This is a genomic window from Metallococcus carri, assembly GCF_011440275.1.
In the GTDB taxonomy this organism is placed as follows: Bacteria; Actinomycetota; Actinomycetes; order Actinomycetales; family Dermatophilaceae; genus Metallococcus; species Metallococcus carri.
Genome location: NZ_JAAOIV010000010.1, coordinates 1 through 26,478, shown reverse-complemented (window position 1 = coordinate 26,478; position 26,478 = coordinate 1). Strand labels below are relative to the sequence as shown.

Below are 26,478 nucleotides of genomic sequence, written 5' to 3'. Positions count from 1 at the left end.
CGTATGGCGGCCGGTCTCCTTCGCGAACGCATCCGCCTCGTTGCGTTCGTGGGGTGCCAAGGATTCGGGCGGCCGGCGTATGCCGGCCGCCCGAATGCTGGTCAGACGTAGTCCTGGTACTTCTTCAACAAGCGCACCGGCTTGGCCAGCGCGTCCCGACGGAACGGGTCACCCAACTCGCGGGTGCACATGATCTCGATGACCGTGGTCTTGCCCTCGTTCATCTGGGCGTCGATGGCGGCCTTGAGCGCCGGACCGACCTGGTCGAGCTGGTCGACCCGCACGCCCTCGGCACCCATGGACTGGGCGACCTCGGCGAAGTTGGGGTTGTCCAGCTCGCCGGCCACGAAGCGCCGGTTGTAGAAGTCGACCTGGTTCTTCTTCTCCGCGCCCCACTGCCGGTTGTGGAACACCACCGCGGTGACGGGGATGTCGTGCCGGACGGCGGTCATGATCTCCACCATGCTCATCGCCCACGCGCCGTCCCCGGCATACGCGATGGCCGGCCGGTCAGGCGCGGCGGCCTTGGCACCGATGATCGTCGGGAGTGCGTACCCGCAGTTGCCGAAGCTCATCGGCGCGAAGAACGAGCGCGGCTCCTCAAAGCGCAGATAGGAGTGGGCAACCGAGTTGATATTGCCGATGTCGGTCGACACCATCACGTGCTCGGGCATCGCCTTCTCCAGCTCCCGCAGCACCTGGCGCGGGTGCAGCCAGTTGCCGTCCTCCTGCTCGGCCTCGGCGATCATGTCGAGGCTGAAGTCGTCGAGCTCGTGGGTCCAGCCGTCCAACTCCTGCTCCCACGCCTGCTTCTCGGCGGCGATCCGCTGCGCCCGCTCGGCCTTGGTGGCGTCGGAGGCGAGCTCGCGGTCCTTGAGCCGCTCGAGCAGCGCCTCAGCGGCCTGCTTGGCGTCGCCGCAGATGCCGACCGAGATCTTCTTGACCAGGCCGAGCATGGTGTGGTCGGCGTCGACCTGGATGATCTTGGCGTCCTTGGGCCAGTAGTCCATGCCGTGCTGCGGCAGCGTGCCGAACGGGCCGAGCCGGGTGCCGAGCGCGAGCACGACATCGGCCTCGCTGATCAGCTTCATGCCGGCCTTGGAGCCCTGGTAGCCGAGCGGGCCGCACCACTGCGGGTGGCTCGCGGGGAAGCTGTCGTTGTGCTGGTAGGAGTTGACGACCGGGGCGCCGAGCCGCTCGGCGAGCGCGATGCACTCGGCCACACCGTCGGCCATCACCACGCCACCACCGGAGACGATCACCGGGTTTTTGGCCTGGGCGAGCAGCTCGGCGGCCTCGTCGAGACTCTTGCTGCCGCCGGGGCCCCGGTCGAGCACCTGCGGCTGCGGGATCTCGGTCTCGAGCTCGCCATAGAAGAAGTCGCGCGGGATGTTGAGCTGGGTCGGACCCATCTCGGACTTGGCCCGGTCGAAGCAGCGCGCAGTCAGCTCGGCCATCCGCTTGGGGTTGTTGACATGCCCCTGGTATTTGGTGAACTCGGCGAACATCGGCAGCTGGTGGGCCTCCTGGAAGCCGCCGAGGCCGATGCCCATCGAGCCGGTCTCCGGGGTGACGATGACGACCGGGCTGTGCGCCCAGAAGGCCGCCGCGATCGCGGTGACGCAGTTGCTGATGCCCGGGCCGTTCTGGCCGATGCAGACGCCGTGCTTGCCGCTCACCCGCGCATAACCGTCGGCCATGTGCGCGGCACCCTGCTCGTGCACGACCGGGATCAGCCGGATGCCGGCCGGCGCGAAGATGTCCATCGCATCCATGAAGGCCGACCCCATGATGCCGAAGATCGTGGTGACGCCGTTGGCGACCATGGTCTCCACGAAGGCTTCCGAGGGCGTCATCTTCTGCACGCCGGACTGCTCGCCGTCGCGCCCGGTCACCTGGGTCCGCTGGACCTCTTCCTCGACCTGTTCTGCGAGATCGGTCATGTCGTGCCTCCTTCGAGATTGGCCCACGCGTTCCGTTTTTTGAGACGCCAGGTCTAGATTTATGAGACGATGCCGTGACAGTATGGCGAGCGTCACAGTCACGTCAAGGGTCTGTTCTGCTTTTCGGGACGTGACGTATCTTTTTCCGACATCTGGGCCTGGAGGTGCCGTATGACGAGCTCGGTCCCGCTCTCGCCGACCACGCCGGTCGACGGTGACACTCCGGCCCTGCGGTTGTTCTCGCTGCTGGAGCTCATCGCCGCCAAGGATCATTTCGTCTCCCTGCAGGGGCTGGTCGAGGAGACCGGCATCGCCAAGCCGACGCTGCACCGGATGCTGCACCAGCTGGAAGCCGGTGGCCTGATCGCGCGGCAGGCCGACGGGCGCAGCTTCGGCACCGGTGCCCGCGTGCGCCGGTTCGCCGAAGACCTGATGCTCAACACCGTGCAGCACGGCGCCCGGCATGCGGTGCTGCGACACCTGGTCGACCAGCTCGGCGAGACCTGCAATGTCACCGCGCTCGCCAGCAACGAGGTGATCTATCTGGACCGGGTGGAGACCTCCGCGCCGCTGCGTTTCCTCCTGCGGCCGGGCTCACGGGTGCCGGCGCACGCCTCGGCCAGCGGCAAGATGATCCTGTCGCAGATGACGCCGGCTGCCCGCCGCACGCTGCTCTCGCACACCCCGCTCACCCGGTTCACCGGCAACACCATCACCGACCTCGAGGCTTTCGAGGAGGAGATGAAAACCGTTGCGACACAGGGCTTTGCGGTGGACCGTGAGGAATACATGAGCGGCCTTTTCTGCATCGCAGTGCTGGTCCCGACCGACCAGGGCCGCTCCAATATGTGCGTGGCGACGCAGGCTCCGGTGTTGCGCCTCGGCGAGGATCGAGTCGCAGAGATGCTGCCCGCGCTGCGGACCGCCGCCGCGGCCATCGCCGATATCGACAAGGAGGGGAGCCGGTGACCGACCTGCGCGAGCTCACTCCGACCACGACCGTCTCGGCGCGCGAGGCCTTCGGCATCGACACCGACCTGATGGTGCCGGCCTTCGAGCAGGCTGAGGAGCATGTGCCTGAGGTCGACCCGGCATACCTGTTCGACCACGACACCACGCTGGCGCTGCTCGCCGGATTCGCGCGCAACCGGCGGGTGCTCGTGCAGGGGCTGCACGGCACCGGCAAGTCCACGCATGTCGAGCAGGTCGCCGCGCGGCTGCGGTGGCCGTGCGTGCGGGTCAACCTCGACGGTCACCTCACCCGGCTGGACCTGATCGGCCGCGACACCGTCGTCGTCGAGGAGGGCCGACAGGTCACCCGCTTCGTCGAGGGCATCGTGCCGTGGTCGTTGCAGCGCCCGGTGGCCCTGCTGCTCGACGAATATGACGCCGGCCGGCCGGACGTGATGTTCGTGCTGCAGCGACTGCTCGAGCGCGACGGCAAGCTCACCCTGATGGACCAGTCCACGGTGCTGCGCCCGCACCCGGCCTTCCGGATGTTCGCCACCTCCAACACCGTCGGCCTCGGCGACACGCTCGGGCTCTATCACGGCGCCAACCGCCTCAACCACGCCCAGCTCGACCGGTGGAATATCGTCACCACGCTGGACTATCTCGAGCCGGATCGCGAGGTGGCGATCGTCACCGCGCGGGTTCCGGAACTCGCCGACCGGGGTGACCTGGTGCGGCGGATGGTCGAGGTCGCCGCGCTCACCCGGCGCGGCTTCGCCGCCGGTGACATCTCCGCGTTGATGTCGCCGCGCACGGTCATCACCTGGGCGGAGAACATCGCGATCTTCGGCGACATCGCCACCGCCTTCCGGCTCACCTTCGTCAACAAATGCGCGCAGGACGAGCGCGAGCTGGTCGCCGAGTATTACCAGCGCTGCTTCGACGACGAGCTCGCGACCCCGGCCGCCCGTCCGGCATGAGCGCGGTGGCCGAGGCCGTCGACAGTGCGGCGATCAGCCTCCAGGAGCATCGGGAAAACCTTTGTGCCGCAACGGTTCGGGCACTGTCTGGGCGGGTCGACGTGCGCTATCGAGGGCATCGGCTGGACGTGGACGGAGCGCCGACGATCTGCCAGGCCCCGCACCTGGCCGGCGTGCTGCCCGCCGACGACCCGGCTGCCGCGCGCGGAGTCGCCGATGCCACCGCACTGCGGCTGCTGTGCAGCGACGCCGGGTTGCACCGGGAGCTGATGCCGGCCCACCCGCTCGCCCGGGTGATCTTCGAGTTCGCCGAGCAGATGCGCAGCGAATCTGCCTGTCCCCCAAGCCTTCCCGGGTCACGTCGCAATCTCAATGCCGCCTTCGAGCACTGGTATGCCGGGGCCCTCTCCGCCGGCCTTACCGAGTCCGAGATCGGCCAGCAGCTGCTGGTGATCTTCCTGGTGCTGCGCTCCCGGGTGGCGGGGTGGCCGCTCACGCCGCACCAGGAGGATCTGTGCGAAGCCACCTGGTTCGGGCTCGCCACCGACCTCGGTGGCCCGGTGCGCCGGATGCGTCGCCTGCGCCACGACCAGCGGGCGTATGCCGCCGAGGCGCTCACCGTGGCGACTTATCTCGCCGACCAGCTCGCCCCGGGCGATGACCCCGCCGACCTGGAGGAGCAGGAGCAGCAGGTCCGCGAACTCGGCTCGATCCCGCTCGTCGGGTCGGCCGGTGACCACGCGGCCGGCTCCACCGGTGTCGGGCAGGCCGGTGGCAGCGGTGCCCCGGCATACCGGATCTTCACGACCGCGCACGACCGCACCCAGGCGGCGCGCGAGCTCGGCCGCCCGCTGCAGGTGCGGCGCTGGCGTGAGCAACTCGGTGGGATCCCGCGGCCGATGCAACCGGCTGCGATCGCCCGAGCGCTCGCGCCGGCCCTGCTCACGCCACGGTCGGCGGGTTGGGAGTCCGCCGTGCCCGAGGGTCTGCTCGACACCCGTCAGCTCACCCGGCTGATCACCAGCCCGGGTGCGACCGATGTTTTCCGATCTCCAGCCGACCAGCCCCGTGCCGACGCCACCGTGACGCTCCTGCTCGACTGCTCAGGGTCGATGCGTCGGCATGCTGAAACCGTTGCGGCACTGTGTGATTCGCTCGGTCACGGCCTCAGTCTGCTCGGCGTTCCGGTCGAGGTGCTCGGCTTCACGACGACCGACTGGCACGCCGCCGCCGCGGTGAAGGACTGGCGGGCGGCCGGGTCACCGCAGCTGCCCGGCCGGCTCGGCGGTCGACGTCACCTAATCTTCAAAGACGCCGCGACACCCTGGCAACAAGGCCATGCCGGGTTGGGGGTGCTGCTGCGCCAGGACCTCTACAAGGAGGGGCTCGACGGCGAGGCGGTGGACTGGGCCGCACGGCGGCTCATCGCCCGGCCTGAGCCGCGCAAGCTGCTGGTGGTGATCTCCGACGGCGGGCCGATGGAGGTGGCGACGCACCAGACGATGGGGCCGGGCTATCTCGACCGGCACCTCGCCGAGGTCGTCGACCGGGTGGAGCGCGGTGGCGTGATCGACATCGTCGGGGTGGGCACCGACGCCGACCTCACCGCCTTCTACCGGCAGTGCCGGGCACTCCCCTTCGAGGGCGGGCTGACCGCGCCGCTCATGCGTGGGCTGGTCGAGGTGATCGCACGGACTGCAATGCACCGATCAGTGCGACATTGACGATGTCATCGACCTCGCAACCGCGGGACAGGTCGTTCATCGGTTGCGAAAGTCCTTGCAGCACAGGACCATACGCCGCGGCGCCGCCAATGCGCTGAGCGATCTTGTAACCGATGTTGCCGGCGGCCAGGTTAGGGAAGACGAACACATTCGCATGTCCGGCCACCGGCGAGTCGGGCGCCTTGCTCCGGGCGACCTCGGGCACGAAGGCCGCGTCGAACTGCAGCTCGCCCTCGACCGCCAGGTCTGGATCCTGTTGTCGGACAAGCTCGGTCGCAGCCTGCACGAGTGCGACATCCGCATGCTCGGCGCTGCCGAGCGTGCTGAAGGACAGCATCGCCACCGAGGGCTCGTCACCGGTCAGCGCCGCGTAGGTGCCCGCCGTGCTCCGCGCGATCGCCGCCAAGCCGGCGGCATCCGGCGTGGGCACTACGGCGCAGTCGGCGAAGGCCACGGTGCGCTCATCGCGCAGCCGCAGCACGAAACAACTCGACAGCAGCGGTATGCCGGAAGCCAGCCCGAGCACATGCAACCCAGCGCGGATCACCTCACCCGAGGGATGCAACGCGCCGGCCACCGCCGACCCGGCCCGCCCCGCCTTGACCAAGGCCGCGGCGAGATAGAGCGGGTCGGACAGCTTGCTGGCGCGCTGGTCACCGCTCCACTGACGGCGGTCGGCCAGCTCGTTCAGCACCGGTGCGGTGTGGTCGCGCGCCTCCGCCAGCGTGATGGTCTCGACCGATGTCGACGCACCCGCATCGTCGTCGGTGAGCAGCAGGACGTCAATCCCCTTGTCCGCCAACCGGTTTGCCGCGGCACGCACTCGCGGGTCATCGCTCTCGGCGAGCACCACGGCGCCGGGTGCGCGCGCGGTGAGCGCGCGCACCCAGTCGTCGGTGAGGGAGCCGCTCACGCCAGGACGGCCGCGATCGGGGTGTAGTCCATGCCGTGCGCCTGCGCGACGGCCTCGTTGGTGACCAGGCCCTCGAAGGTGTTGAGCCCTGGATAGAGGGAGGCGTCGTCACGCAAGGCCTGCTGCCAACCCTTGTCCGCGAGCGCCACGGCATACGGGAGGGTGACATTCGTGAGGGCATAGGTCGAGGTGTTCGCGACCGCGCCGGGCATATTGGCCACGCAGTAGAAGATGCTGTTGTGCACCGGGAAGGTCGGCTCGGCGTGCGTGGTCGGGCGCGAGTCCTCGAAGCAGCCACCCTGGTCGATGGCGATGTCGACGAGCACGCTGCCCGGCTTCATCCGGCTGACCATCTCGTTGGTGACCAGGCGCGGTGCGCGCGCACCGGCGACGAGCACCGCACCGATGACCAGGTCGGCCTCGACCACGGCCGCGTCGATGTCGAACTTGTTGGCGGCCATGGTCTTGACCCGGCCGTTGTAGCGGCGGTCCAGCGCGCGCAGCTTGTCGACATTGGTGTCGAAGACGGTGACATCGGCCCACATCCCGACCGCCATCGCGATCGCGTTCATGCCGGAGACGCCCGCGCCGAGCACGACGACCTTGGCCGGGGCGACGCCGGAGACACCGCCGAGCAGCAGGCCGCGACCGCCCTGGGCCTTCATCAGGTGGTGCGCGCCGACCTGCGGCGCAAGACAACCGGCGACCTCGCTCATCGGGTAGAGCAGCGGCAGCGAGCCGTCGGCATTCTGCACCGTCTCGTAGGCGATGCCGGTGGTGCCCCCGGCGATCAGCGCGTCGGTGCACGGCCGGCTCGCGGCGAGGTGCAGATAGGTGAACAACGTCAGGTCCTTGCGCAGGAAGCCGTATTCGGACTCGATCGGCTCCTTGACCTTCAGCACCATCTCGGCGTCGCCCCACGCCGCCTCGGCGGTCGGGACGATGCGGGCGCCGGCGGCGACATACTCCTCGTCGGTGATCGAGGAGCCGAGTCCGGCACCCTGCTGGATCAGCACCTCGTGGCCGTGCTCGACCAGTTCGTGCACTCCGGACGGGGTCGCGGCGACGCGATATTCGTGGTTCTTGACTTCGGCTGGGACACCGATGCGCATGAGTGAATCGCTTTCTGCGGGAAGGGTTTTGGTGGTCTCGGGTCAGCCGCGGACGTGAGCGTCCACGGCGGCGAGGGTGGCGTCGACGCCACGGAAGAGGTCGTCGAGGACCTCGCGGTCGGAGACCAGCGGCGGGGAGAGCATCAGCATGGTGGCGCCGCGGTCGTCGGGCCGGGTGATGAGCCCGACCTCGCGCATCGCCTGCGGCATCACCTGCCGGACCAGCTCGACGCTCTGCTGTTCGGTGAGCTCGCGGCCGGACTCGCGGTCACCGGTGAGCTCGATCGCGTAGAAGTAGCCGGTGCCGCGCCATTCGCGCACGCTCGGGTGGGCCGCGACCATCGCGTCGAGCTGCTGCTGGAAGTAGCCCTCGTTGCCGCGGACGTTGTCGAGCACGCGCTCGTCCCGCAGGGCGGCCAGATTGGTGGCGGCGACCGCGGTGGCGACCGGGTGACCGCCCCAGGTCGCACCGTGGGTGAAGATGCCGGCCTGCGGGGAGTCCATCAATTGCTGAGCCAGTGCACCGCGGATGAGCACACCACCGAGCGGCGCATAGCCCGACGTCGAGCCCTTGGCGAAGGTGATCAGGTCGGGCACGACGCCATACTTGGCCGAACCGAACCACTCACCGAGGCGGCCGTAGGCGCAGATGACCTCGTCGGCGACCAGCAGCAGTTCGTATCGGTCGGCGATCCGGCGCAGTTCCTGCCAGTAGCCCTCCGGCGGCACGAGGGCGCCGCGGGAGTTCTGCACCGGCTCGGCGAAGATCGCCGCGACATTCTCGGCGCCCTCGGCCTCGATCATCTCGACCAGCCGCTTCAGGCTGGGCAGGTCGGCGGCGGTGCCGCCCTCGGGGATCGTCTCGCCGATGGTGTTGGGGAAATGCCGGGTGCCGGGCATCAACTGGCCGAAGGGCGCCTTGTATTTCTCGATGCCGGTCACCGCGAGCGCCCCGAGCGTGGTGCCGTGGTAGGCCATCTCGCGCGAGAAGATGATCTGCTTGTCCGGCTTGCCCTGACCGACCCAGTACTGCCGGATGAACTTGATCGCCGACTCGACCGCCTCGGAGCCAGAGTTGACGAAGAAGACCGTGTCGAGGTCGCCGGGGGCGAGTTCGGCGATCGTCGTCGCCGCCTCGACCGCTGCCGGGTGTGCCGCACCCCAGTTGGTCCAGTAGGCCAGGGTCTCCATCTGCTTCATCGCCGCGGCAGGGATGTCCGAGCGGCCGTGACCGATGTTGACGCAGAACAGGCCGGCGAGCCCGTCCAGCCAGCGGCGACCGGACTCGTCATACAGATAACAACCCTCGCCGCGCACGATGACGGGCAGGTTGTCGCTGCGCCAGACCTCGCCGCGGGTGAAGTGCGGGAAGAGGTGCTGCTGGGCAAGGGTGCGGGTGTCGACCACGGCGGCCTCCGATGTGGTGTGGCTCACGGACTCGTCCACTATCTGGGCCACATCTGGTCCGGCCAAGGACCAGATTCCGTATGATCGATGGGTCCAGGGGGAGAGGGAGAGGTCGGATGGCGATCCCGCTTGCTCGGCTGGACCGCGACAGCGTGGAGCCGCTCTACCGTCAGCTGCGGCGAGCGATCGAGTATGCCGTCACCAACGGGCTGGTCGACACCACGCAGCCGCTGCCCAGCTCGCGCCAGCTGGCCGCGGATTTCGCGGTGTCGCGCAACACGGCCAACCTCGCCTATCAGGAGCTCGTCGCCGAAGGCATCGTGACCGCCCGGCCGCGCCGGGGGCTGTTCGTCAACGAGTCGGTGAGCGCCGTCCTGCAAGCCGGCGACCGGGAAGGATCGACCGGCATCGACTGGTCCTCGCGGATGCGCACCTTCGCCGACAGCGACCTGCCGCAGATCGAGAAGGTGCTCGACTGGAACACCTATCCCTATCCCTTTCTCGCTGGGCAGGTCGACCCGCAGACCTTCCCGATGCGCGGGTGGCTGCGTGCGCTGCGCGAGTCGATGTATCACCCGCACGTCTACCCCGCGCTGCAGGACAGTCTGGGCGCCGACGACCCGCTGCTCGTCGACGTCATCCGCCGGCAGCTGTTGCCGCCGCGGGGCATCGAGGCGCGACCGGAGGAAATCCTGGTCACCGTCGGCTCGCAACACGGGCTGAACCTCGTCGCCCGGTTGCTGCTCAACGACCGCAGCACCGTGGCGATGGAGCAGCCGGGCTATCCCGACGCGCGGCACATCTTCGCGCGCGCCGGGGTGCGGTTCGCCGACCTGCCCGTCGACGGCGACGGCGCGGTGCCGCCGGACGATCTGACCGGCATCGACCTGGCGCATCTGACACCCAGTCACCAGTCTCCGACGAACGTCACCCTGTCGATGGAGCGGCGAATTCGCTTGGTGCACATGGCTTCTGAGGCCGGCACGATCCTCGTGGAGGACGACTACGACTCGGAGTTCCGGTATGCCGGACGCCCCTCCCCCGCGCTCAAGGCGCTGGACCGCACGGGGGACGTGATCTATCTCGGGACCTTCTCCAAGTTCCTATCACCGGGCCTGCGCCTGGGGTATGTCGTGGCCCATCCCGATCTCGTCCGGGAGCTGCGTCAAATGCGGCGGTATGAGTTGCGGCATCCGCCGGGTCAGTTGCAGCGGGCGATGGCGCTGTTCATCGACAACGGCGACTATCACCGGGCGCTGCGTCGGCACCGAGATCGCTTGCAGCACAAGTGGATCAGCATGACCGAAGCGGTGGCCGAGAACTTTCCGTTCGAGGTGGGGCCCTTTCCGCCGGGTGGGGTGAGCCTGTGGATCGAGGGGCCCAAGGGGCTGGACGGCCGCGAGGTGGCGGCGCGTGCGCAGGAGCAGGGAGTGCTGATCGAGCAGGGGGCGCTGTTCTTCCACCCGTCGCGGCGGCGGCACCAGCGCTATCTGCGGTTGGGCTACAGCGCGATTCCCCAGCGGTCGATCACCGAAGGCATCCGCCGCCTCGGTGTGGTCCTGCGCGATCACCTGGGCTGAGGCATCGAGCGCGACTCGGCGTGGCGCCTCCACCTCTCCGCGGCCACCAATTCCGTGGCAGCACCGGACGTTGGATGCCTCGGCGGGAGAAACCGGCGGCCGCCATACGTCACCATCGCTTACCCTGCCCGCGAAAGTCTCCACAATGTCCGGCTTTCGGCCGCTGCCATGCCCGCACCAAAAGTCTCCACACTGGCGACTTCCCCGACCCCGAACCGCCATACCCGCACCAAAAGTCTCCAGAATGTCGGCTGCCTCGGGGTGAAGAACGCCGCGGCAGGGCTCGCCGGGTTTCGACGCGCGTCGTCGCTGCGCTCCTCCGCTCGCTCAACCGACGAGGGGAGCGCGTCGTCGCTGCGCTCCTCCGCTCGCCCTTCGACTCGCTCAGGACGGCGCGCAACCGACGAGGGGAGCGCGTCGTCGCTGCGCTCCTCCGCGCGCTCAACCGACGAGGGTCACGGCTGGCGGCGGGAGGCGAGGTAGTCGTTGTAGGCGCGCAGCTCGGCGTCGTCGTCGCGGTCGGCTTGCCGGGCTGATCGGCGCGCATCGGCCTGGTCGCGCCGGTACCACTCGGCCGCGAGCAACATTGCGAGCATCAACGTCGGCAGCTCGCCGGCACCCCACGCGACCGTGCCCGCGCGTTGTTGATCCACGAGCGGGTCGGGCACCCACGGCAGCTGCACCAGCGTGAAGAATTCGCCGCCGAGCAAGGCCGTGCCGGTCATCATCGCCACTCCGAAGAACGCGTGGAAGGCGATGGTCACCAGCAGCACCAGCATCCGCACGGGAGGCGCCCACTTCGCCGGGCCGGGGTCGATGCCCACGAGCGATCCGGCATACAGATATCCGGAGAGCAGGAAGTGGACGATCATCGACAGGTGCCCGGTGTGGGTGCGCAACGAGAACTCGAACCAGGGCGTGTAGTAGAAGGCGATCAGCGTGCCCAGCACGATGACGGCGGAAATGACCGGGTTGCTCAGCACTGCCATCGGCCGCGAGTGCACCAGCCCGAGCACAATCTCCCGCGGGCCGAGGGTGTGGTCGGTGCGCTTGGGCACCGCGCGCGTCATCAGCGTGACCACCCCGCCACGCACCAGGAAGATCGGCACGAGCATCGAGATCACCATGTGCTGGCCCATGTGCGCCGAGAACATCACCCGGCCGTAGATCGCCGGGCCGCCCGAGACCATCCAGGCGAAGATCACCCAGCCGACCACCCAACTGATCGTGCGGATCACCGGCCAGTGGTCACCGCGCCGGCGCAGCCGCAGCACCCAGCCGAGATAGACCCCGACCGCCACGACCGCGAGCGTGGTCATCAACCACTGCGGCTGCCAGCCGAAGGCATAGCGTTCGGGCGTGATCGGCGCCGGCGTCGGGTAGCCGGTCAGGTCGAAGGCGGGATCCGCTCCGGTGATCGGCGGTGCCTCGTCGGGGGCCGACCGTGCGAGCGCCGTCGCCAACCCGATCGCGACGGCCATGACGAGCACCTCGACGAAGGCCAGCCGGGCGAAGGCGGCGCGCTTGGGTTCGCTCTCGGCCAGGCGGGCTACGAACCGGCGCCGGTGCTCCCACGCGATCGCCCCCAGCACCACGAAGGCCACCACCTTGAGCAAGAGGACCACGCCGTATGCCGACCCGAGCGCGGCCCAGTCGTCCAGGCGCAGGGTCGCTTGGAGCAGGCCGGACAGGCCCACGATGGGGTAGCACCAGGTCGCAACCTTCGAGAAGCGCTGCACAGTAATGGCGGCACCCTTGCCGAGGTGACGCCACAGCAGCATGATCGCGGCCAGCCCACCTGCCCAGACCGTCACCGCGCCGAGATGCAACAGCAGCGAGTCCACCGCCGTCTCGTGATCGGTGGACCCGGCGGCATGTCCGGTCAGCGCCAGCGGATAGAGGGCGAGAAGTCCGCCGAAGAAGGCCCACGCCATACCGCCTCGATCGGGGCGCACGGCCAGCCAAGCGGCGAGTGCGAGCGCAGCCAGGGAGGTGATCGCGGGGGCGCGCAGCACCTCGAGCTGCCAGGTGCCATCCCACCAGCCCGACCAGAATCCGCTCGAACCGAGCGGCTGCCCGGCGACCAAGGCATAGGCGAAGAGTCCGCCGACCAACCCGGCGACACCCCAGATCAACGCGGCCCAGCGCGCCAGCCGGGCGCAGCGAGCGCGCCGGTCGGTGCGCGCGGCTTCCGGCACGAGGAAGCCACCGACGAGCAGTGCTCCGATGGTGAGGGCGGCGGCCAGGTCGTGCACGGTCCGCACGAGGGGCTGGCCCCAGCGCACGATCGGCCCTGGGTCGGCGAGCAGCAGCGCCGCAGCCGCACCATTGGCGGCCAGGGTCACCAGGCAGACGACCACGCCGATCGCGAGCGCGGCGCCCGCGATCGCACGACTGGAGGGCAATCGGGATGAGGGGAGGCTCACCCTCTTGAGCGTACGCGGCAGTCCTCGCCGCATCGTCGGGTGCCGTTAGCGTGGGCAGTATGCCGACCCGCCCCCAGCCCCCATCCGAGCTTGCCGACCTGATCGAGGCGTGGACCAACACCGCTCAAGCGGTGCTCGACCTGGGGATCACTGCCAAGGATGAAGATTTCGACCTGCAGACGCAGTGTCCGGGCTGGACGGTGAAGGACCAGATCTCGCATGTCGTCGGTGTGGAGCGCATGCTCGCCGGCCTGCCGGAAGAAGCGGTCGAGGTGCCGGACTATCCCTGGCTGCTGTCGGAGCTGGGTCGCGGCATCGAGGCGTCGGTCGAGGTGCGCCGCTCCCGCAGCGGGGCGGAGGTCGTCGCCGAATGGCAGGACGTGCTGCCGCTGCGCACGGCTCAGATCCACGGTTATCTCGCCGACCCGGAGCAGGACGTGCCGGGCCCCTTCGGCCTCGGATCGCCTCAGGAGATCCTCGGCTTCCGCGTCATCGACGTGTGGTGTCACGAGCAGGATCTGCGCAATGCCCTGAACCACCCGGGCAATCTGGATTCGCCGGCCGCGGCGCTGTTCACCAAGCTGGTGCTCGACGCGCTGCCGCGTGTCGTGGCCCGCACGGCGGCCCTGCCGGTCGGCACCACGGTGATCATCGAGGTGACCGGGCCGGTGCAGGCGCGCCGCGGCGTGCGGGTCATCGAAGGCGAGGACGGGCGCCCACGGGGTGAGGCGTTGTTCTCCGGTGACGCGCTGACCGCGGGGCACGAGACCGACGAAGCGACGACAATCCGGCTGTCCACCGAAGAACTCACCCGGCGCGGTGCCGGGCGGGTGGCGGTGGACGAGCTGCGCTACAGCGTGGAGGGTGACGAGGATGTCGCCCGGCGCGTGCTCGACGCCCTGGCGATCACGCCGTAACCACCCGCTCGCGCGGCGATAACTGCCCACTCGCGCGGGAGGTGAGGGACGTCATACGGCGTCAGTTTGCTTGTATGCCGCACGCATCCATATAGTTGCGTGTTGCACGCATCCGAACCCACCGAAGTCCCACGAAGGGAGGCCGCTGATGGGCGTAGACCACTCGACCGCCTCAGACCTCGCGGTCGACCTGGTGCACGTCATGAAGAAGCTGACGGCGTTGCGCCACCACAAACCAGCCCAGTCCGACGGCATCGAGTCGTCGGCCTATCCGCTGCTCGTCGCGCTGCAGTGCGGGCCGTGCCGGGTGTCCGCGCTCGCCGGCCAGATCCACTCCGACGCCTCCACCGTCAGCCGCCAGGTCGCGCACCTGGTCTCGCGGGACCTCGTGGAGAAGGCGCCCGACCCCGACGACGGTCGCGCCCAGATGGTGCAGCTCACCCCGCCCGGCGAGGAACTCGTGGACAAGGTGCTGCAACGCCGCGGCGAGTGGATGCAGAAGCTGTTGACCGACTGGACCGCGAAGGACGTCAAGGCGTTCAACGCCTACCTGCGCCGGTTCAACGACGACCTCGCCGCGGAACTCACGCGGCTCATCGACCAACCGACTCACGGAAAGGAGCAGTCGTGACCGAAGACGGCGAATACACGCACTCCCAAATCATGACGATCCTCACCGGCCTGCTGATGGGCATGTTCCTCGCAGCGCTGGACCAGACGATCGTCTCGACCGCCATCCGCACGATCTCCGACGACCTGCACGGGCTGTCCGTGCAGGCCTGGGTGACCACGGCATACCTGATCACCTCGACGATCGCCACGCCGATCTACGGCAAGCTCGGCGACCTCTACGGCCGCAAGAAGCTGTTCATGTTCGCGATCACGGTGTTCGTGATCGGCTCGTTCGCCTGCTCCTTCGCCACCTCGATGTACATGCTCGCGGCCTTCCGTGCGCTGCAGGGGATCGGTGCCGGCGGCCTCTTCACGCTCGCACTGGCGATCATCGGTGACATCGTGCCGCCGCGTGAGCGGGCGAAGTACACCGGCTACTTCATGGCCGTCTTCGCCACCTCCTCGGTGCTCGGCCCGGTCGTCGGCGGCTTCTTCGCCGAGGCCAACACCATCCTCGGCCTCACCGGCTGGCGCTGGGTCTTCCTGGTCAACGTGCCGATCGGCATCGCCGCGCTCGCCGTCGTGCAGCGCACCCTGCACCTGGAGCACAACCGCCGCGAGGCACGCGTCGACTGGTGGGGCGCCGCCGCGCTGGTCGTGGCGCTCGTGCCGCTGCTCACCGTCGCCGAGCAGGGCCGCACCTGGGGCTGGGGCTCCGGCCGCTCGATCGTCTGCTTCGTCATCGGCGCCATCGGCACCGCGGCGTTCATCGCCATCGAGCACCGGATGAAGGGTGACGCGCTGATCCCGTTGCGTCTGTTCAAGATGCGCACCGCCTCGGTGACGATCGTGGCCAGCATCATCGTCGGTGTCGCGATGTTCGGCGGCATCATGGTGCTGCCGCTCTACATGCAGATCGTCCACGGCGCATCGCCGATGAAGTCCGGCTTCATGATGCTGCCGATGGTGCTCGGCATGATGAGCGCCGGTGTGATCTCTGGTCAGATCACCGCCCGCACCGGTCGCATCCGCGAGTTCCCGATCTTCGGCACCGGGCTGGCCGTCATCGGCCTGTTCTTGCTGTGGCAGATCGGCGCGGACACCCCGCTGTGGCAGGTGATGGCCTACATGCTGATCCTCGGCTTCGGCATCGGCAACTGCATGCAGCCGCTGACGCTGATCATCCAGAATGCGGTCCCGCCGCGCGAGATCGGTGTGGCCACCAGCGCCGCCACCTTCTTCCGGCAGATCGGTGGCACGCTCGGTGTGGCAGTCTTCTTGTCGATCCTGTTCAGCACGGTTGGCGACAAGATCACCACCGCGTTCACCGCGGCTCAGCCGGCGATCAAGTCCGCGGTGGCGCAGGACCCGGCGCTGCTGCGCGACCCGCTCGTGCAGCAACTGCAGACCAACCCGGGCGCGTTCAACGCACGGGTGCAGGACGACAGCTCGGTCATCAACCAGCTGCCGTCGGTCTTCGGCCACCCGTTCAAGGTGGGCTTCGCCGGGGCGATGAGCACGGTGTTCCTCATCGCCGCGGGCATCATGGTGATCGCCTTCCTGGTGACCTTCTTGATGCCGCACGTCGAGCTGCGCCAGCAGTCCGCGGGTGCTCTCGCCCGGGCCGAAGCGGCCAAGCAGGCGGGCGAGGTTTCGGCCCCGGTCGAGGCGGCCGCCGAGTCGACCCCGGCCGCCGTCGGTGCCCGTCATCTGGCGACCCAGGAGGTCCCCGACGACACCCCGCCGTCGCACACCACTCCCAAGCACGCGGCCAAATAACCCGGCCGTATGCCGACAGGGGCGGGCTCTCGCACGAGAGCCCGCCCCTTCGTCATACCCGGTGGTCAGCGCTCAGCCGGCTGTGGCCGGGCTCGCCGGCGCGGCCAGCGGCACACCGTCGGGGACGGGGCGCAGCAGCAGCGCGCACACCGTGCTGATCAGCCCGGTGACCAAGAAGTAGCCGACGATCAGCCCGACGCCGCCACCGGCCTTGTCGAGCAACCAGGTGAGGATCAGCGGGGTCAGCCCGGAGGCCACGATGCCGGACATCTGGTAGACCACCGAGATGCCCGAATACCGCACCTTCACCGGGAACAGCTCGGCGAAAAACGCGCCCTCGGGGCCGTAGAGCACGCCATACAGAATGCCGAGGACGATCACCAGCGCGAGCCCGTTGAGCCAGGGGTTGCCGGTGTTCATCAGCGGGAAGGCGAGCAGTGGTGCCAGCGCGGCGACCGCCGCACCGATCGCGAAGGTGCGGCGCGCGGTGATCCGGTCGGCGATGAGCCCACCGATCGGGATGAACGCGAGCAGCACGATCGCGGCGACCATGACGCCGAGCAGGGCTGATTCTCGCTGCATCTTCAGCGTGCCGGTGGCATAGGTGATCGAGAAGACCGCCCAGGTGTTGAAGGCGACGCCCTCGACCCACCGCGCCCCCATCCCGAGGAAGAGGTTGCGCCGGTTGACCCGATCAGCGAGCAGGATCTTCGCCGGCACGACCGCGGTGTCCTCGGTCTCCTGCAGGGTGCGGAAGGCCGGGGTCTCCATGACCTTCAGGCGCACCACGAGGCCGACGATCACGAGCACCAGGCTGAGCCAGAACGTCACCCGCCAGCCCCAGGCGTTGAACGCCGCGTCGTCCATGACAGCGCTGGCGAGGGCGAAGACGCCCGTGCCGAGCACCAGCCCGAAGGCCAGGCCCATCTGCGGCACCGAGCCGAAGAGGGAGCGTTTGTCGCGCGGGGCGTATTCGACCGACATCAGGATCGCGCCGCCCCACTCGCCACCGACCGCGATGCCCTGCAGCAGGCGCAGCACCACGAGCAGGATCGGCGCCAGCACCCCGATCTGGCCGTAGGTCGGCAGGCAGCCGATCAGGAAGGTCGCGACGCCCATGATGAGCATCGTCATCACCAGGGTGCGTTTGCGTCCGACCCGGTCACCGATGTGCCCGAAGATCAGCCCGCCCACCGGTCGCGCGACGAAGCCGAGCGCGAAGGTGGTGAAGGACAGCAGGGTGGCGACCGTCGGGTCGTGCGAGGGGAAGAACTGCTTGTTGAAGATGATGCCGGCGGCCACGCCATACAGGAAGAAGTCGTACCACTCGACCGTGGTGCCGATGACCGTGGAGGCGAGCACGGTGCGCAGTTGGTTGCGGGCCGGCCGCTCCGTCGAGTCGTCCGGCGGCGGCGGGACCGGCTTCGCCGCGGAGCTCACAGCGCCGCCCGGAAGATCCCGGCCAACGCCTCGGGCGTCACCGGGCGCGGCACGACGGCCAGCTGGCGAGTCTGCTTCATCGTGCCGGTGACGAGGGTGTCGATGTCACTCTCCGCATAGCCGAAATCTGCGAGCTTGGACGGTATGCCGATGTCGCGCATCAGGTCCGCGAGGACCCCGGCGAGCGCGTCGGCCCCGTCGCGGGCGTCGAAGGTCTGCCCGGACAGCAACTCGGCTGCGCGCAGGTGGCGCTGCGGGTCACCGGGATAGGTCCAGCGAAAGACATGTGGCGCGGTGACCGAGACCGCCTGGCCGTGCGGCACCATCGGCATCTGCGGATAGCCACTCGCCTGGTAGTCCTTGACGGCGCCCGCGATCGGGTAGGCATTGGCGTGCGGCAGGTGGGTGCCGGCGTTGCCGAATCCGGTGCCGGCCGAGGTCGAGGCCAGCGTCATCGCGGTGCGCGCGGTCATGTCCCGCCCGTTCATCACCGCGCGCCGCAGGTTGGCGCCGACCAACCTGAGCGCGGTCTCGCACCACACATCGCTGATCGGGTTGGACCCGCAGAAGGCCGGTCGCTTCATCGGGTCATCCGGCGCGGGCTTGGAGTCGAACGGCACGCTGGTGTAGCTCTCGAGCGCGTGGCTGAGCACGTCCATGCCGCTCGCCGCCGTCACCTCCGGCGGCATCGTGAGGGTGGTCGTCGGGTCGACGATCGCGAGCACCGGCCGCAGCGCGGCGTGGCTCACGCCCGCCTTGAGGTGCTGCTGGAGCAGGTCGATCACGCAGATGGTGGTCGATTCCGAGCCGGTCCCAGCCGTCGTCGGTATGGCGATCAGCGGCTTCAGCGCCGAGGTCGGCAGCTGGCCCCTGCCGATCGGCGGGGTGACGTAGTCGAGCAGGTCGCCGCCCTGGGTGACGAGCAGGTTCACGGCCTTGGCCGTGTCGATCGCCGAGCCACCGCCGACGGCGACATACGCGTCATACTCCCCGGCTCGCGCGAACTCGACCGCCTCCTCGATCGAGGCGTCGGTGGGCTCGACGCCGACTCGGTCAAAGAGCGTGACCGCGATGCCGGCCGCCTCGAGCGAGGCGACGACGCGGGCGGGCACACCGGTCTCGGCGACGCCGGGATCGGTGAGCACGAGCACCGAGCGCGCGCCGCGAGCGCCGGCCTCGAGGCCGACCTCCTCCAGGGCGCCGACGCCGAACTTCAGGGGTGGGGCCGCCCAGGTGAAGACGGTTTCGTTGGTGAGGGCCATGGCACTGCCTCCATGATGTGAAAGAGTTCGTCACTATATGGCGATGGTGACCTGGATCACAAGGGCTCGGTCGGCGACCGGCCGCGCGGGCTTAGGCTGAGCCGCTGTGAGCAAGGACCCGACGACGCCGCCGACCGGCACACAGGCGATCGAGCGAGCGCTCGGCCTGCTCGACCTGCTCGCGCTCACCGAGGAGATGACCGTCGGCGAACTTGCCGCGGCCAGCGGGTTGTCGCCGGCCACCGTCAGCCGGATGGCGCGGGCGCTCACCGCAGCCGGTATGACGCGCCGCAACCCGCGCACCGATGCCTACCACCTCGGCGCTCGCGCGGCGGTGCTCGGCCAGGCGGCGCAACGCGCGCTCGGGCTCGACAAGGCGCTGCCCAGCCTGGAGGCGCTGCGCGAACGCACCCAGGAATCGGTCAACCTCGCCGTGCGTGAACTCGACGAATCGGTCGTGCTGCTGCGCGCCCAGTCGACGCTGCCGCTGCGGTTTGTGCAGGAGGTCGGCGCGCGGTTCCCGCTCTATTCGACGGCGTCGGGCAAGGTGATGCTCGCGTTCAGCAGCCCCGAGGACGGGTATGTCGACCGGTTGCCTGCTCGGTTGACTCCCGTCACGCCGGGCACCCTCGCGACCCGGGCCGAGTTGGCGGCGCAGCTGGAGCAGGTGCGGGTGCGCGGCTTCGCGATCGATATGGAGGAGAACGTCGAAGGCGTCCGCTGCGTCGGCGCTCCGGTCTTCGACGAGCACCAGATCGCCCGGGCGGCCGTGGTGGTGCAGGCTCCCGCGGTGCGGATGCCACCGGAGCGACTGCTCGAGCTCGGCCCGGTGGTCGCAGGAGTGGCAGCGGAGGTGCGGCACGTCATACCGGATCCGCACGCCTTGCGCAGTCAGGGCTGAGCGTGCGCACTTCTCGCCGGTTGAGCGCCGTCCTGAGCGAGCGATGTCCTGAGCGAGCGGAGCGAGTCGAAGGGCGCAGCGAGTCGAAGGGTAAGGCGCCGACGAAGGAGGCGCCGCATCACTTCTCGCCGGTTGAGTAAGGCGCCGACGAAGGAGGAGCCGCATCGAAACCCGTTGAGCCGCAGGTGAATCCACCTGCTAGCGCCCGAAGATCAGCCCCAGACGAGGGCGCGTGCCGGGTCCTCCAGCAGCGCCGCGATGTCGGCGAGGAACCGCGAACCGAGGTCGCCGTCGACCAGCCGGTGGTCGAAGGACAGCGACAGCTGCGTCACCTGACGCGGCACGATCTGGTCGCCGTCCGGCCCCTCGACCACCCACGGCATCTTGCGGATCGCGCCGAAGCACAGGATCGCCGACTCGCCGGGGTTGATGATCGGGGTGCCGTTGTCGACGCCGAAGACACCGACATTGGTGATCGTGATCGACCCGCCGGACATGTCCGCCGGAGGGGTGCGCCCCTCACGCGCAGTGTCGACGAGCGCGTTGAGTGCCTCGCCGAGCTCGCGCAGGGACATCCGGTCGGCGTCCTTGATGTTGGGCACGATCAGCCCGCGCGGAGTCGAGGCGGCGATGCCCAGGTTGACGTAGTGCTTGACCACGATCTCCTGCGCCTGCTCGTCCCAGGTCGCGTTGACCCCGGGGTTGCGGCGGACCGCGACGCACAGCGCCTTGGCGAGCACGAGCAGCGGCGTCACCTTGATGCCCTTGAACTCGCGGTCGGTCTTGAGCCGCTCGAGGAGTTCCATCGTGCGGGTCATGTCGACGGTGACGAACTCGGTGACATGCGGCGCCGTGAACGCCGACCCGACCATCGCCTGCGCGGTCATCTTGCGCACGCCCTTGATCGGGATCCGGGTCTCGCGCTCGCCTGTCGGACTGCTCATCCCGTATGCCGGCCCGCTGGCCTGAGCAACCCCGTCCCGTGCCGCTGCGGGTGCCGTCAGCGCGCCCGCGCCAGCGCCGGCGTCCGCGTCACCACGCGCTCCCGCTTCGGCGAGGTGGGCCTCGACGTCGGCGCGGCTGATGATGCCGTCCGGGCTGCTCGGAGTCACTGCGGCGAGGTCGACGCCGTGGTCCTTGGCGAACTTGCGCACCGGGGGCTTGGCCAGCGGCTTCGCAACAGGCGCGACGCTCGCGGGGGTTGCGGCAGCGGCTGCCCCAGCGTCCGCACTTGCGCGCGACCCCTGCTGCACATCCGCGGACACACCCGAGGCCCCCACGCCAGCGTCCGCAGATCCGCGCGAACCCTGCTGCACATCCGCGGACACTCCCGAAGCCCCCACGCCAGCGTCCGCAGATCCGCGCGACCCCTGCCGCACATCCGCGGACACACCGGCGGCTCCACCCGCGTACACATCGGCGGCTCCGCCAGCGGAGGCGCCGCCCTTGCGGGCGCGACGTCGGCTGGAAGTCTCCTTCGCGCCATACCCGACGAGCGTCGCGGGCGCCTCCTCACCGTCAGCCGCCGGGGCAGCGGGAGCCGGTTCGTCGGCCGCGCCCTCCACTTCGATGGTCACGATCGGTGCGCCGACCTCCACGGTGTCGCCCTCGTTGACGAGCAGTTCGCCCACGGTGCCGGCCCACGGGATCGGCAACTCGACCAGCGACTTGGCCGTCTCGATCTCGACGACGATCTGGTTGACGGTGACGGTGTCGCCCGGCTTGATCTTCCAGGTGACGATCTCGGCCTCGACCAGTCCCTCACCCGGGTCCGGCAGGTTGAACTTCTTGGCTGCCATGGAGTCCTTCTATCAGTGTCGGGGTGGTTTCGACGCGCTTCGCTTGCTCAACCACCGAGAAAATGTGCCTGCTCAACCACCGAGAAAATGTGCCTGCTCAACCACCGGCATACAGGTGCTTGCTCAACCACGAGGGCGAGGTCAGTAGGCGAGGGATTCGTCGACGGCGTCGAGGACGCGGTCGAGTCCGGGCAGGAACTCTTCCTCGAACCGGCTCGGCGGGTAGGGGATGTTGTAACCCCCGACGCGCAGCACCGGCGCCTCCAAGTGGTGGAAGCACTCGCGTTGCACCAGCGCCGCGAGTTCGGCACCCATCCCGAGGAAGGTCGCGGCTTCGTGCACCGTGACCGCCCGGCCGGTCTTTTTGACCGACGTGGTGATGGTGTCGAGGTCGAGCGGTGAGAGCGACCGCAGATCGACGACTTCGAGCGATTTCCCTTCTGCCGCAGCGGCTTCCGCGGCCTGCAGGCAGGTCTTCACGGTCGGGCCGTAGGCGAGCAGCGTGACGTCGGTGCCCTCGCGGGTGACGCGCGCCCGGTGCAACGGCAGCGGTGCCTCGGCGGCCTCGTCGAGCTCGACCTCGGCCCGCTCGTGATAGCGACGCTTGGGTTCGTAGAACATCACCGGGTCGTCGCTGCGGATCGCTTGCTGGATCATCCAGTAAGCGTCGGCCGGGTCGGAGACCGCGACGACGCGCAGGCCGGCGGTGTGCGCGAAATACGCCTCGTTGGACTCGCTGTGGTGCTCGACGGCGCCGATCCCGCCGCCGAAGGGCACCCGGATCACCATCGGCAGCTTGAGGTGCCCGAGCGAGCGCGCGTGCAGCTTGGCGACCTGGCTGACGATCTGGTCGAACGCCGGGTAGATGAAACCGTCGAACTGGATCTCCACCACCGGCCGGTAGCCGCGCAGCGCCAGCCCGACCGCGGTGCCGACGATGCCGGACTCGGCGAGCGGGGTGTCGATGACCCGGTCCTCACCGAAGTCCTTCTGCAGGCCTTCGGTGATCCGGAAGACGCCGCCGAGCTTGCCGACGTCCTCACCCATCAGCACGACCTTGGGGTCGTCCTCCATCGCCTTGCGCAGCCCCTGGTTGAGGCCCTTGGCCAGGGTCAACCGCTGCACCGACGTCATCGCGCTCATCGGCCGGCCTCCTCGAAGGAGTCGAGGTATGCCGAGAACTCGGCCTTCTCGGCCTCGATCACCGGGTGCTCCTCGGCATAGGTGTGGTCGAACATGGTCCGCAGATCCGGGTCGGGCATCTCCTGGCAGGCCTTGCGGATCCGCGCTGCGAGCTCGTCGGCCTCGGCGTCGATCTGCTCGAAGAAGGACGCGTCGGCGTGGCCCTTGGTCTCCATGAAGCCGCGCATGCGCTTGATCGGGTCCTTCTCCTTCCAGATGTCCAGCTCGGCGGCCGGGCGGTATTTCGTCGGGTCGTCGGAGGTGGTGTGCGCGCCCATCCGATAGGTGAAAGCCTCGATCAGCGTCGGGCCCTGGCCGGCGCGCGCGGCGTCGAGCGCCGCCTTGGTCACGGCATACACCGCGAGCACGTCATTGCCGTCGACGCGGACGCCCGGGAAGCCGAACCCGCGAGCGCGCAGGTAGGGCGGGATGCGGAATTGCTTGTAGTTGGGCTCGGAGATGGCCCACTGGTTGTTCTGCACGAAGAACACGAGCGGCGCGTTCGAGACTGAGGCGAAGACGAGGGCCTCGTTGTAGTCACCCTGGGCGGTGCCGCCGTCGCCGGTGAACGCCATCACCGCGGTGTCGCGGTCGGGGTCGCCGGTGCCGACCTTGCCGTCGCGCTGCACACCCATCGCATAACCGGTCGCGTGCAACATCTGGTTGCCGATGACGATCGTGTAGAGGTGGAAGTTGTTGGCGTTGGAGTCCCAGCCGCCGTGGTTGACTCCGCGGAAGATGCCGAGCAGGTTCTCCGGCGGGACACCGCGGCACCACGCGACGCCGTGCTCGCGATACCCGGGGAAGGCGTAGTCCTGGGGGCGCATCGCCCGGCCGGCGCCGACCTGGGCGGCCTCCTGACCGAGCAGGCTGGGCCAGAGGCCGAGTTCGCCCTGGCGCTGCAGCGCGAATCCCTCGGCGTCGACGCGGCGCACCAGCACCAGGTCGCGGTACATCGACCGAGCGTCCTCGCTGGTCATGTCCTCGACGATTTTGGCGTAGGGCGCGTTGGCCTCGGTGGTCTCCAGCCGGTTGCCGTCCCCGTCGACGAACTGGACCATGTCGGGGCCACCGTCGGTGATGTCGTGCTCCATCATCGGCTGCACCGTGGTTTCGTGGTGCTGCAGGTGCCTCGCGTCGACGATGGGCTGCGCTGGTGGCGCGTCCTCGGTGAGGTGCTCGCTCACTGTTCCTCCTACATGCGGCAGCGCTGGTGGGCCGCCGGTATGCCGCTCGGCTCGCCGTCGCGGGGTCTCCGCAGGGACGTATGCCGGCCGGTCCACGACACTGTGGCCCCGGTCACAGGCGAGGCTACTCGCGCACCACCCGCCCCACCCAATCGGGCCGCCACCCGCGGGATGAGCACCCTCCTCCCCCTCCGCTGGTTGAGCGCCGTCCTGAGCGAGCGCAGCGAGTCGAAGGGCAAGGGTGAGGAACGAGCCCGCGTCGAAACCCGTTGTGTCTCAACTGGTTTCGACGCGCTCCTCCGCTTCGCTCCCCCGCTCGCTCAACCGACGAAGGGGGCGGCGCTCAACCGGCGAAGAAGGAGGAGCTCAACCACCGAATGGGCTGGTCAGCCGGGGTGGGTCTCGCGCCACTCCCGGCATACCTCGAGCAGTCGGTCATTGGCTTCGGTCTCGCCGATGCTGCACCGCACCCCATCACCATCGAACGGCCGCACGATCAGCCCGGCCGCATCGGCAGCCGCGGCGAACGGCACGGCGTCGTCACCGAGCGGCAGCCAGACGAAATTGGCCTGACTGTCCGGCACCCGCCAGCCCTGCTCGCGCAACCCGGCAAGCACCCGGGTGCGCTCGTCGACGAGGGCGTCGACGCGCTCGGTGAGTTCGGCTTCGGCGGCGATGCTCGCGATGCCGGCCTCCTGGGCGAGCTGGGTGACCCCGAACGGCACGGCCGCTTTGCGCAACGCGTCGGCCACCTGCGGCCGGGCTATGCAGTAGCCGAGCCGCAAGCCCGCCAGGCCATACGCCTTGGAGAAGGTCCGCAGCACACAGACATTCGGGAAGTCGCGGTAGACCGCCATCGCGTCCGGCGCATCGGTCGCGGTGACGAACTCCAGATAAGCCTCGTCCAGCACGACGAGCACATCGGAGGGCACCCGGCCGAGGAACTCGCGCAGCTCGCCGTCGGTCACGCTCGGGCCGGTGGGATTGTTCGGGCTGCACACGATGACCAGCCGGGTGCGGTCGGTGACCGCGGCCGCCATACCGGCCAGATCGTGGCGGAAGTCCGCATCGAGCGGCACCCGCACCGACTCGGCCCCGGCGAGCGCGACCACGATCGGGTAGGCCTCGAACGACCGCCACGCGTAGACGACTTCGTCGCCGGGCTCGCAGGTGATCTGCAGCAGCGAACCGAGCACGCCGACCGAGCCGGTGCCGGTCGCGACCTCCTCGGGCGTCACCCCCCAGCGGTGCGCGATGGCCTCGGTGAGCTCCCGCACGGCCATGTCCGGATAGCGATTCATCGCCCCCGCGGTCTCCTGCACGACCTTGAGCACGGACGGCAGCGGCGGGTAGGGGTTCTCGTTGCTGCTGATCTTGTAGGTCACCAGGTCTTCGCGCGGCGGAGCGGGCTTGCCCGGCTTGTATGACGGGACGGCGTCGAGGGTCTGTCGCAGGCGCACCGAGGGCTTGTCGCTCATACCTCGCACTGTACGTGGGCCGAGTCACACCGGTCATGGGTGAGGTATGCCGGGGGCACAGGTCGGCCGGAGACAATGGCCGGCATGAGGCAACTGCTGATCCGCACCGGTGTCAACGCGATCGGGCTGTGGCTCGCCGCGCTGCTCGTCCCCGGCATCACCCTGGCGCAGGCAGGGACGAGCACGAGCTCGAAGGTCGCGACGGTGATCTTGGTGGCGCTCGTCTTCGGGCTGGTCAACGCGGTCGTCAAACCGATCGCCAAGGGGTGCTCGTTCCCCCTGATCGTGGTGACGCTGGGCCTATTCACCTTCGTGGTCAACGGCCTGATGCTCGCGCTCACGTCGTGGCTGTCGGGCAAGCTCGGACTGGCGTTCCACGTCGACGAGTTCTGGTGGGACGCAGTGCTGGGCGCTCTCGTCATCACGCTGGTGTCGATGGCCGCCAATCTGGTGCTGCCCGAGCGCGACGAGGTCCGCTGACGCAACGGCGGGTGCCGGGCTGCTCGGCGCGTCCCGGTCAACAGGCGACGCGGACACGCCGAGGAAAGGCGCGTGCTCGGCGCGTCGCGGCCAACAGGCGACGCCGACACGCCGGGGTGAGAGCCAGCCCGCAGCGTCAGGCGCACCGGCCCACTCCACGCCGCAACCCCTGACACCTCCCGCCGCCGACGCTGGCCGTCAGGCCCACCGGCCCACTTCCGGCCGCAACCCCTGACACCGCCCGACGCCAACGCCCAGCGTCAGGCGCACCGGCCCATCCCACGCCGCAACCCCTGACAACCACCGACGCCAACGCCGACCGTCAGGCGCACCGGCCCATCCCACGCCGCAACCCCTGACAACCACCGACGCCAACGCCGACCGTCAGGCGCACCGGCCCATCCC

20 protein-coding genes are annotated in these 26,478 nt (G+C 69.1%); 9 read left to right on the top strand and 11 right to left on the bottom strand.

Annotated elements, in window-relative coordinates; all coding sequences use genetic code 11:
- Nucleotides 1-101: 101 nt before the first annotated feature.
- Nucleotides 102-1,943, bottom strand: coding sequence for a sulfoacetaldehyde acetyltransferase (gene xsc, locus G9U51_RS13075; protein ID WP_166197381.1), 1,842 nt, complete (start codon nt 1,941-1,943; stop codon nt 102-104).
- Between the two features lie 171 nt (nt 1,944-2,114).
- Between xsc and G9U51_RS13070 the strand changes: the two genes are divergently transcribed.
- From G9U51_RS13070 to G9U51_RS13060, 3 genes are read left to right on the top strand one after another with little or no spacing between them, the layout of a single operon-like run.
- Nucleotides 2,115-2,912 carry an IclR family transcriptional regulator gene (locus G9U51_RS13070; protein WP_166197380.1) on the top strand — a complete coding sequence of 266 codons (798 nt, stop codon included), beginning with the start codon at nt 2,115-2,117 and terminating at the stop codon, nt 2,910-2,912.
- Complete coding sequence (locus tag G9U51_RS13065) at nt 2,909-3,874, top strand: AAA family ATPase (protein WP_328823469.1); 966 nt, start codon at nt 2,909-2,911, stop codon at nt 3,872-3,874. Before G9U51_RS13070 ends, G9U51_RS13065 begins: the two co-directional genes overlap by 4 nt.
- Before the next feature lie 5 nt (nt 3,875-3,879).
- Nucleotides 3,880-5,598, top strand: a complete 1,719-nt coding sequence (locus G9U51_RS13060) for a cobaltochelatase CobT-related protein (RefSeq protein WP_166197379.1) — start codon at nt 3,880-3,882, stop codon at nt 5,596-5,598.
- On the opposite strand, the gene G9U51_RS13055 is transcribed toward G9U51_RS13060, so the two are convergent.
- From G9U51_RS13055 to G9U51_RS13045, 3 genes are read right to left on the bottom strand one after another with little or no spacing between them, the layout of a single operon-like run.
- Nucleotides 5,537-6,511 (bottom strand): phosphotransacetylase, encoded by a 975-nt coding sequence (locus G9U51_RS13055; RefSeq protein WP_166197378.1) that lies wholly within the window; start codon nt 6,509-6,511, stop codon nt 5,537-5,539. The genes G9U51_RS13060 and G9U51_RS13055 overlap by 62 nt on opposite strands.
- Nucleotides 6,508-7,623, bottom strand: a complete 1,116-nt coding sequence (gene ald / locus G9U51_RS13050; protein ID WP_166197377.1) for an alanine dehydrogenase — start codon at nt 7,621-7,623, stop codon at nt 6,508-6,510. Before ald ends, G9U51_RS13055 begins: the two co-directional genes overlap by 4 nt.
- Nucleotides 7,624-7,665: 42 nt before the next feature.
- Complete coding sequence (locus G9U51_RS13045; protein WP_328823468.1) at nt 7,666-9,057, bottom strand: aspartate aminotransferase family protein; 1,392 nt, start codon at nt 9,055-9,057, stop codon at nt 7,666-7,668.
- Between the two features lie 89 nt (nt 9,058-9,146).
- Between G9U51_RS13045 and pdxR the strand changes: the two genes are divergently transcribed.
- Nucleotides 9,147-10,610 (top strand): MocR-like pyridoxine biosynthesis transcription factor PdxR, encoded by a 1,464-nt coding sequence (pdxR, locus tag G9U51_RS13040; RefSeq protein ID WP_166197376.1) that lies wholly within the window; start codon nt 9,147-9,149, stop codon nt 10,608-10,610.
- A gap of 455 nt (nt 10,611-11,065) precedes the next feature.
- Here the strand turns inward: pdxR and G9U51_RS13035 are convergent, their stop codons facing one another.
- Nucleotides 11,066-13,036, bottom strand: a complete 1,971-nt coding sequence (locus tag G9U51_RS13035) for a cytochrome c oxidase assembly protein (protein WP_166197375.1) — start codon at nt 13,034-13,036, stop codon at nt 11,066-11,068.
- Nucleotides 13,037-13,095: 59 nt separating this feature from the next.
- Here G9U51_RS13035 and G9U51_RS13030 point away from each other — a divergent pair, with 59 nt between their 5' ends.
- The 3 genes from G9U51_RS13030 to G9U51_RS13020 all read left to right on the top strand — a co-directional run bounded on the left by G9U51_RS13030 (nt 13,096) and on the right by G9U51_RS13020 (nt 16,344).
- Complete coding sequence (locus G9U51_RS13030; protein WP_166197374.1) at nt 13,096-13,953, top strand: maleylpyruvate isomerase family mycothiol-dependent enzyme; 858 nt, start codon at nt 13,096-13,098, stop codon at nt 13,951-13,953.
- Nucleotides 13,954-14,101: 148 nt separating this feature from the next.
- Complete coding sequence (locus tag G9U51_RS13025; protein WP_166197373.1) at nt 14,102-14,584, top strand: MarR family winged helix-turn-helix transcriptional regulator; 483 nt, start codon at nt 14,102-14,104, stop codon at nt 14,582-14,584.
- Nucleotides 14,581-16,344, top strand: a complete 1,764-nt coding sequence (locus G9U51_RS13020) for an MDR family MFS transporter (RefSeq protein ID WP_328823467.1) — start codon at nt 14,581-14,583, stop codon at nt 16,342-16,344. Before G9U51_RS13025 ends, G9U51_RS13020 begins: the two co-directional genes overlap by 4 nt.
- A 72-nt stretch (nt 16,345-16,416) precedes the next feature.
- Here the strand turns inward: G9U51_RS13020 and G9U51_RS13015 are convergent, their stop codons facing one another.
- Nucleotides 16,417-17,784, bottom strand: a complete 1,368-nt coding sequence (locus tag G9U51_RS13015) for an MFS transporter (protein WP_166197372.1) — start codon at nt 17,782-17,784, stop codon at nt 16,417-16,419.
- Nucleotides 17,781-19,046, bottom strand: coding sequence for a hydroxyacid-oxoacid transhydrogenase (locus tag G9U51_RS13010; protein ID WP_166197371.1), 1,266 nt, complete (start codon nt 19,044-19,046; stop codon nt 17,781-17,783). The genes G9U51_RS13015 and G9U51_RS13010 overlap by 4 nt, the downstream gene beginning before the upstream one ends.
- Before the next feature lie 106 nt (nt 19,047-19,152).
- Between G9U51_RS13010 and G9U51_RS13005 the strand changes: the two genes are divergently transcribed.
- Nucleotides 19,153-19,947 carry an IclR family transcriptional regulator gene (locus G9U51_RS13005; protein ID WP_207948308.1) on the top strand — a complete coding sequence of 265 codons (795 nt, stop codon included), beginning with the start codon at nt 19,153-19,155 and terminating at the stop codon, nt 19,945-19,947.
- A gap of 212 nt (nt 19,948-20,159) precedes the next feature.
- On the opposite strand, the gene G9U51_RS13000 is transcribed toward G9U51_RS13005, so the two are convergent.
- The 4 genes from G9U51_RS13000 to hisC form a co-directional block, all read right to left on the bottom strand.
- A complete protein-coding gene (locus tag G9U51_RS13000; RefSeq protein WP_166197370.1) occupies nt 20,160-21,746 on the bottom strand; it encodes a dihydrolipoamide acetyltransferase family protein in 1,587 nt (528 codons plus the stop codon).
- Between the two features lie 141 nt (nt 21,747-21,887).
- Nucleotides 21,888-22,889 (bottom strand): alpha-ketoacid dehydrogenase subunit beta, encoded by a 1,002-nt coding sequence (locus G9U51_RS12995; RefSeq protein WP_235946099.1) that lies wholly within the window; start codon nt 22,887-22,889, stop codon nt 21,888-21,890.
- Nucleotides 22,886-24,025 (bottom strand): pyruvate dehydrogenase (acetyl-transferring) E1 component subunit alpha, encoded by a 1,140-nt coding sequence (gene pdhA / locus G9U51_RS12990; protein ID WP_166197514.1) that lies wholly within the window; start codon nt 24,023-24,025, stop codon nt 22,886-22,888. Before pdhA ends, G9U51_RS12995 begins: the two co-directional genes overlap by 4 nt.
- A gap of 476 nt (nt 24,026-24,501) precedes the next feature.
- Nucleotides 24,502-25,593 carry a histidinol-phosphate transaminase gene (gene hisC / locus G9U51_RS12985; RefSeq protein WP_166197369.1) on the bottom strand — a complete coding sequence of 364 codons (1,092 nt, stop codon included), beginning with the start codon at nt 25,591-25,593 and terminating at the stop codon, nt 24,502-24,504.
- An 84-nt stretch (nt 25,594-25,677) separates the two neighbouring features.
- Between hisC and G9U51_RS12980 the strand changes: the two genes are divergently transcribed.
- On the top strand, nt 25,678-26,073 hold the full coding sequence (locus G9U51_RS12980) for a phage holin family protein (RefSeq protein ID WP_166197368.1): 396 nt from the start codon (nt 25,678-25,680) through the stop codon (nt 26,071-26,073).
- Nucleotides 26,074-26,478 lie beyond the last annotated feature (405 nt).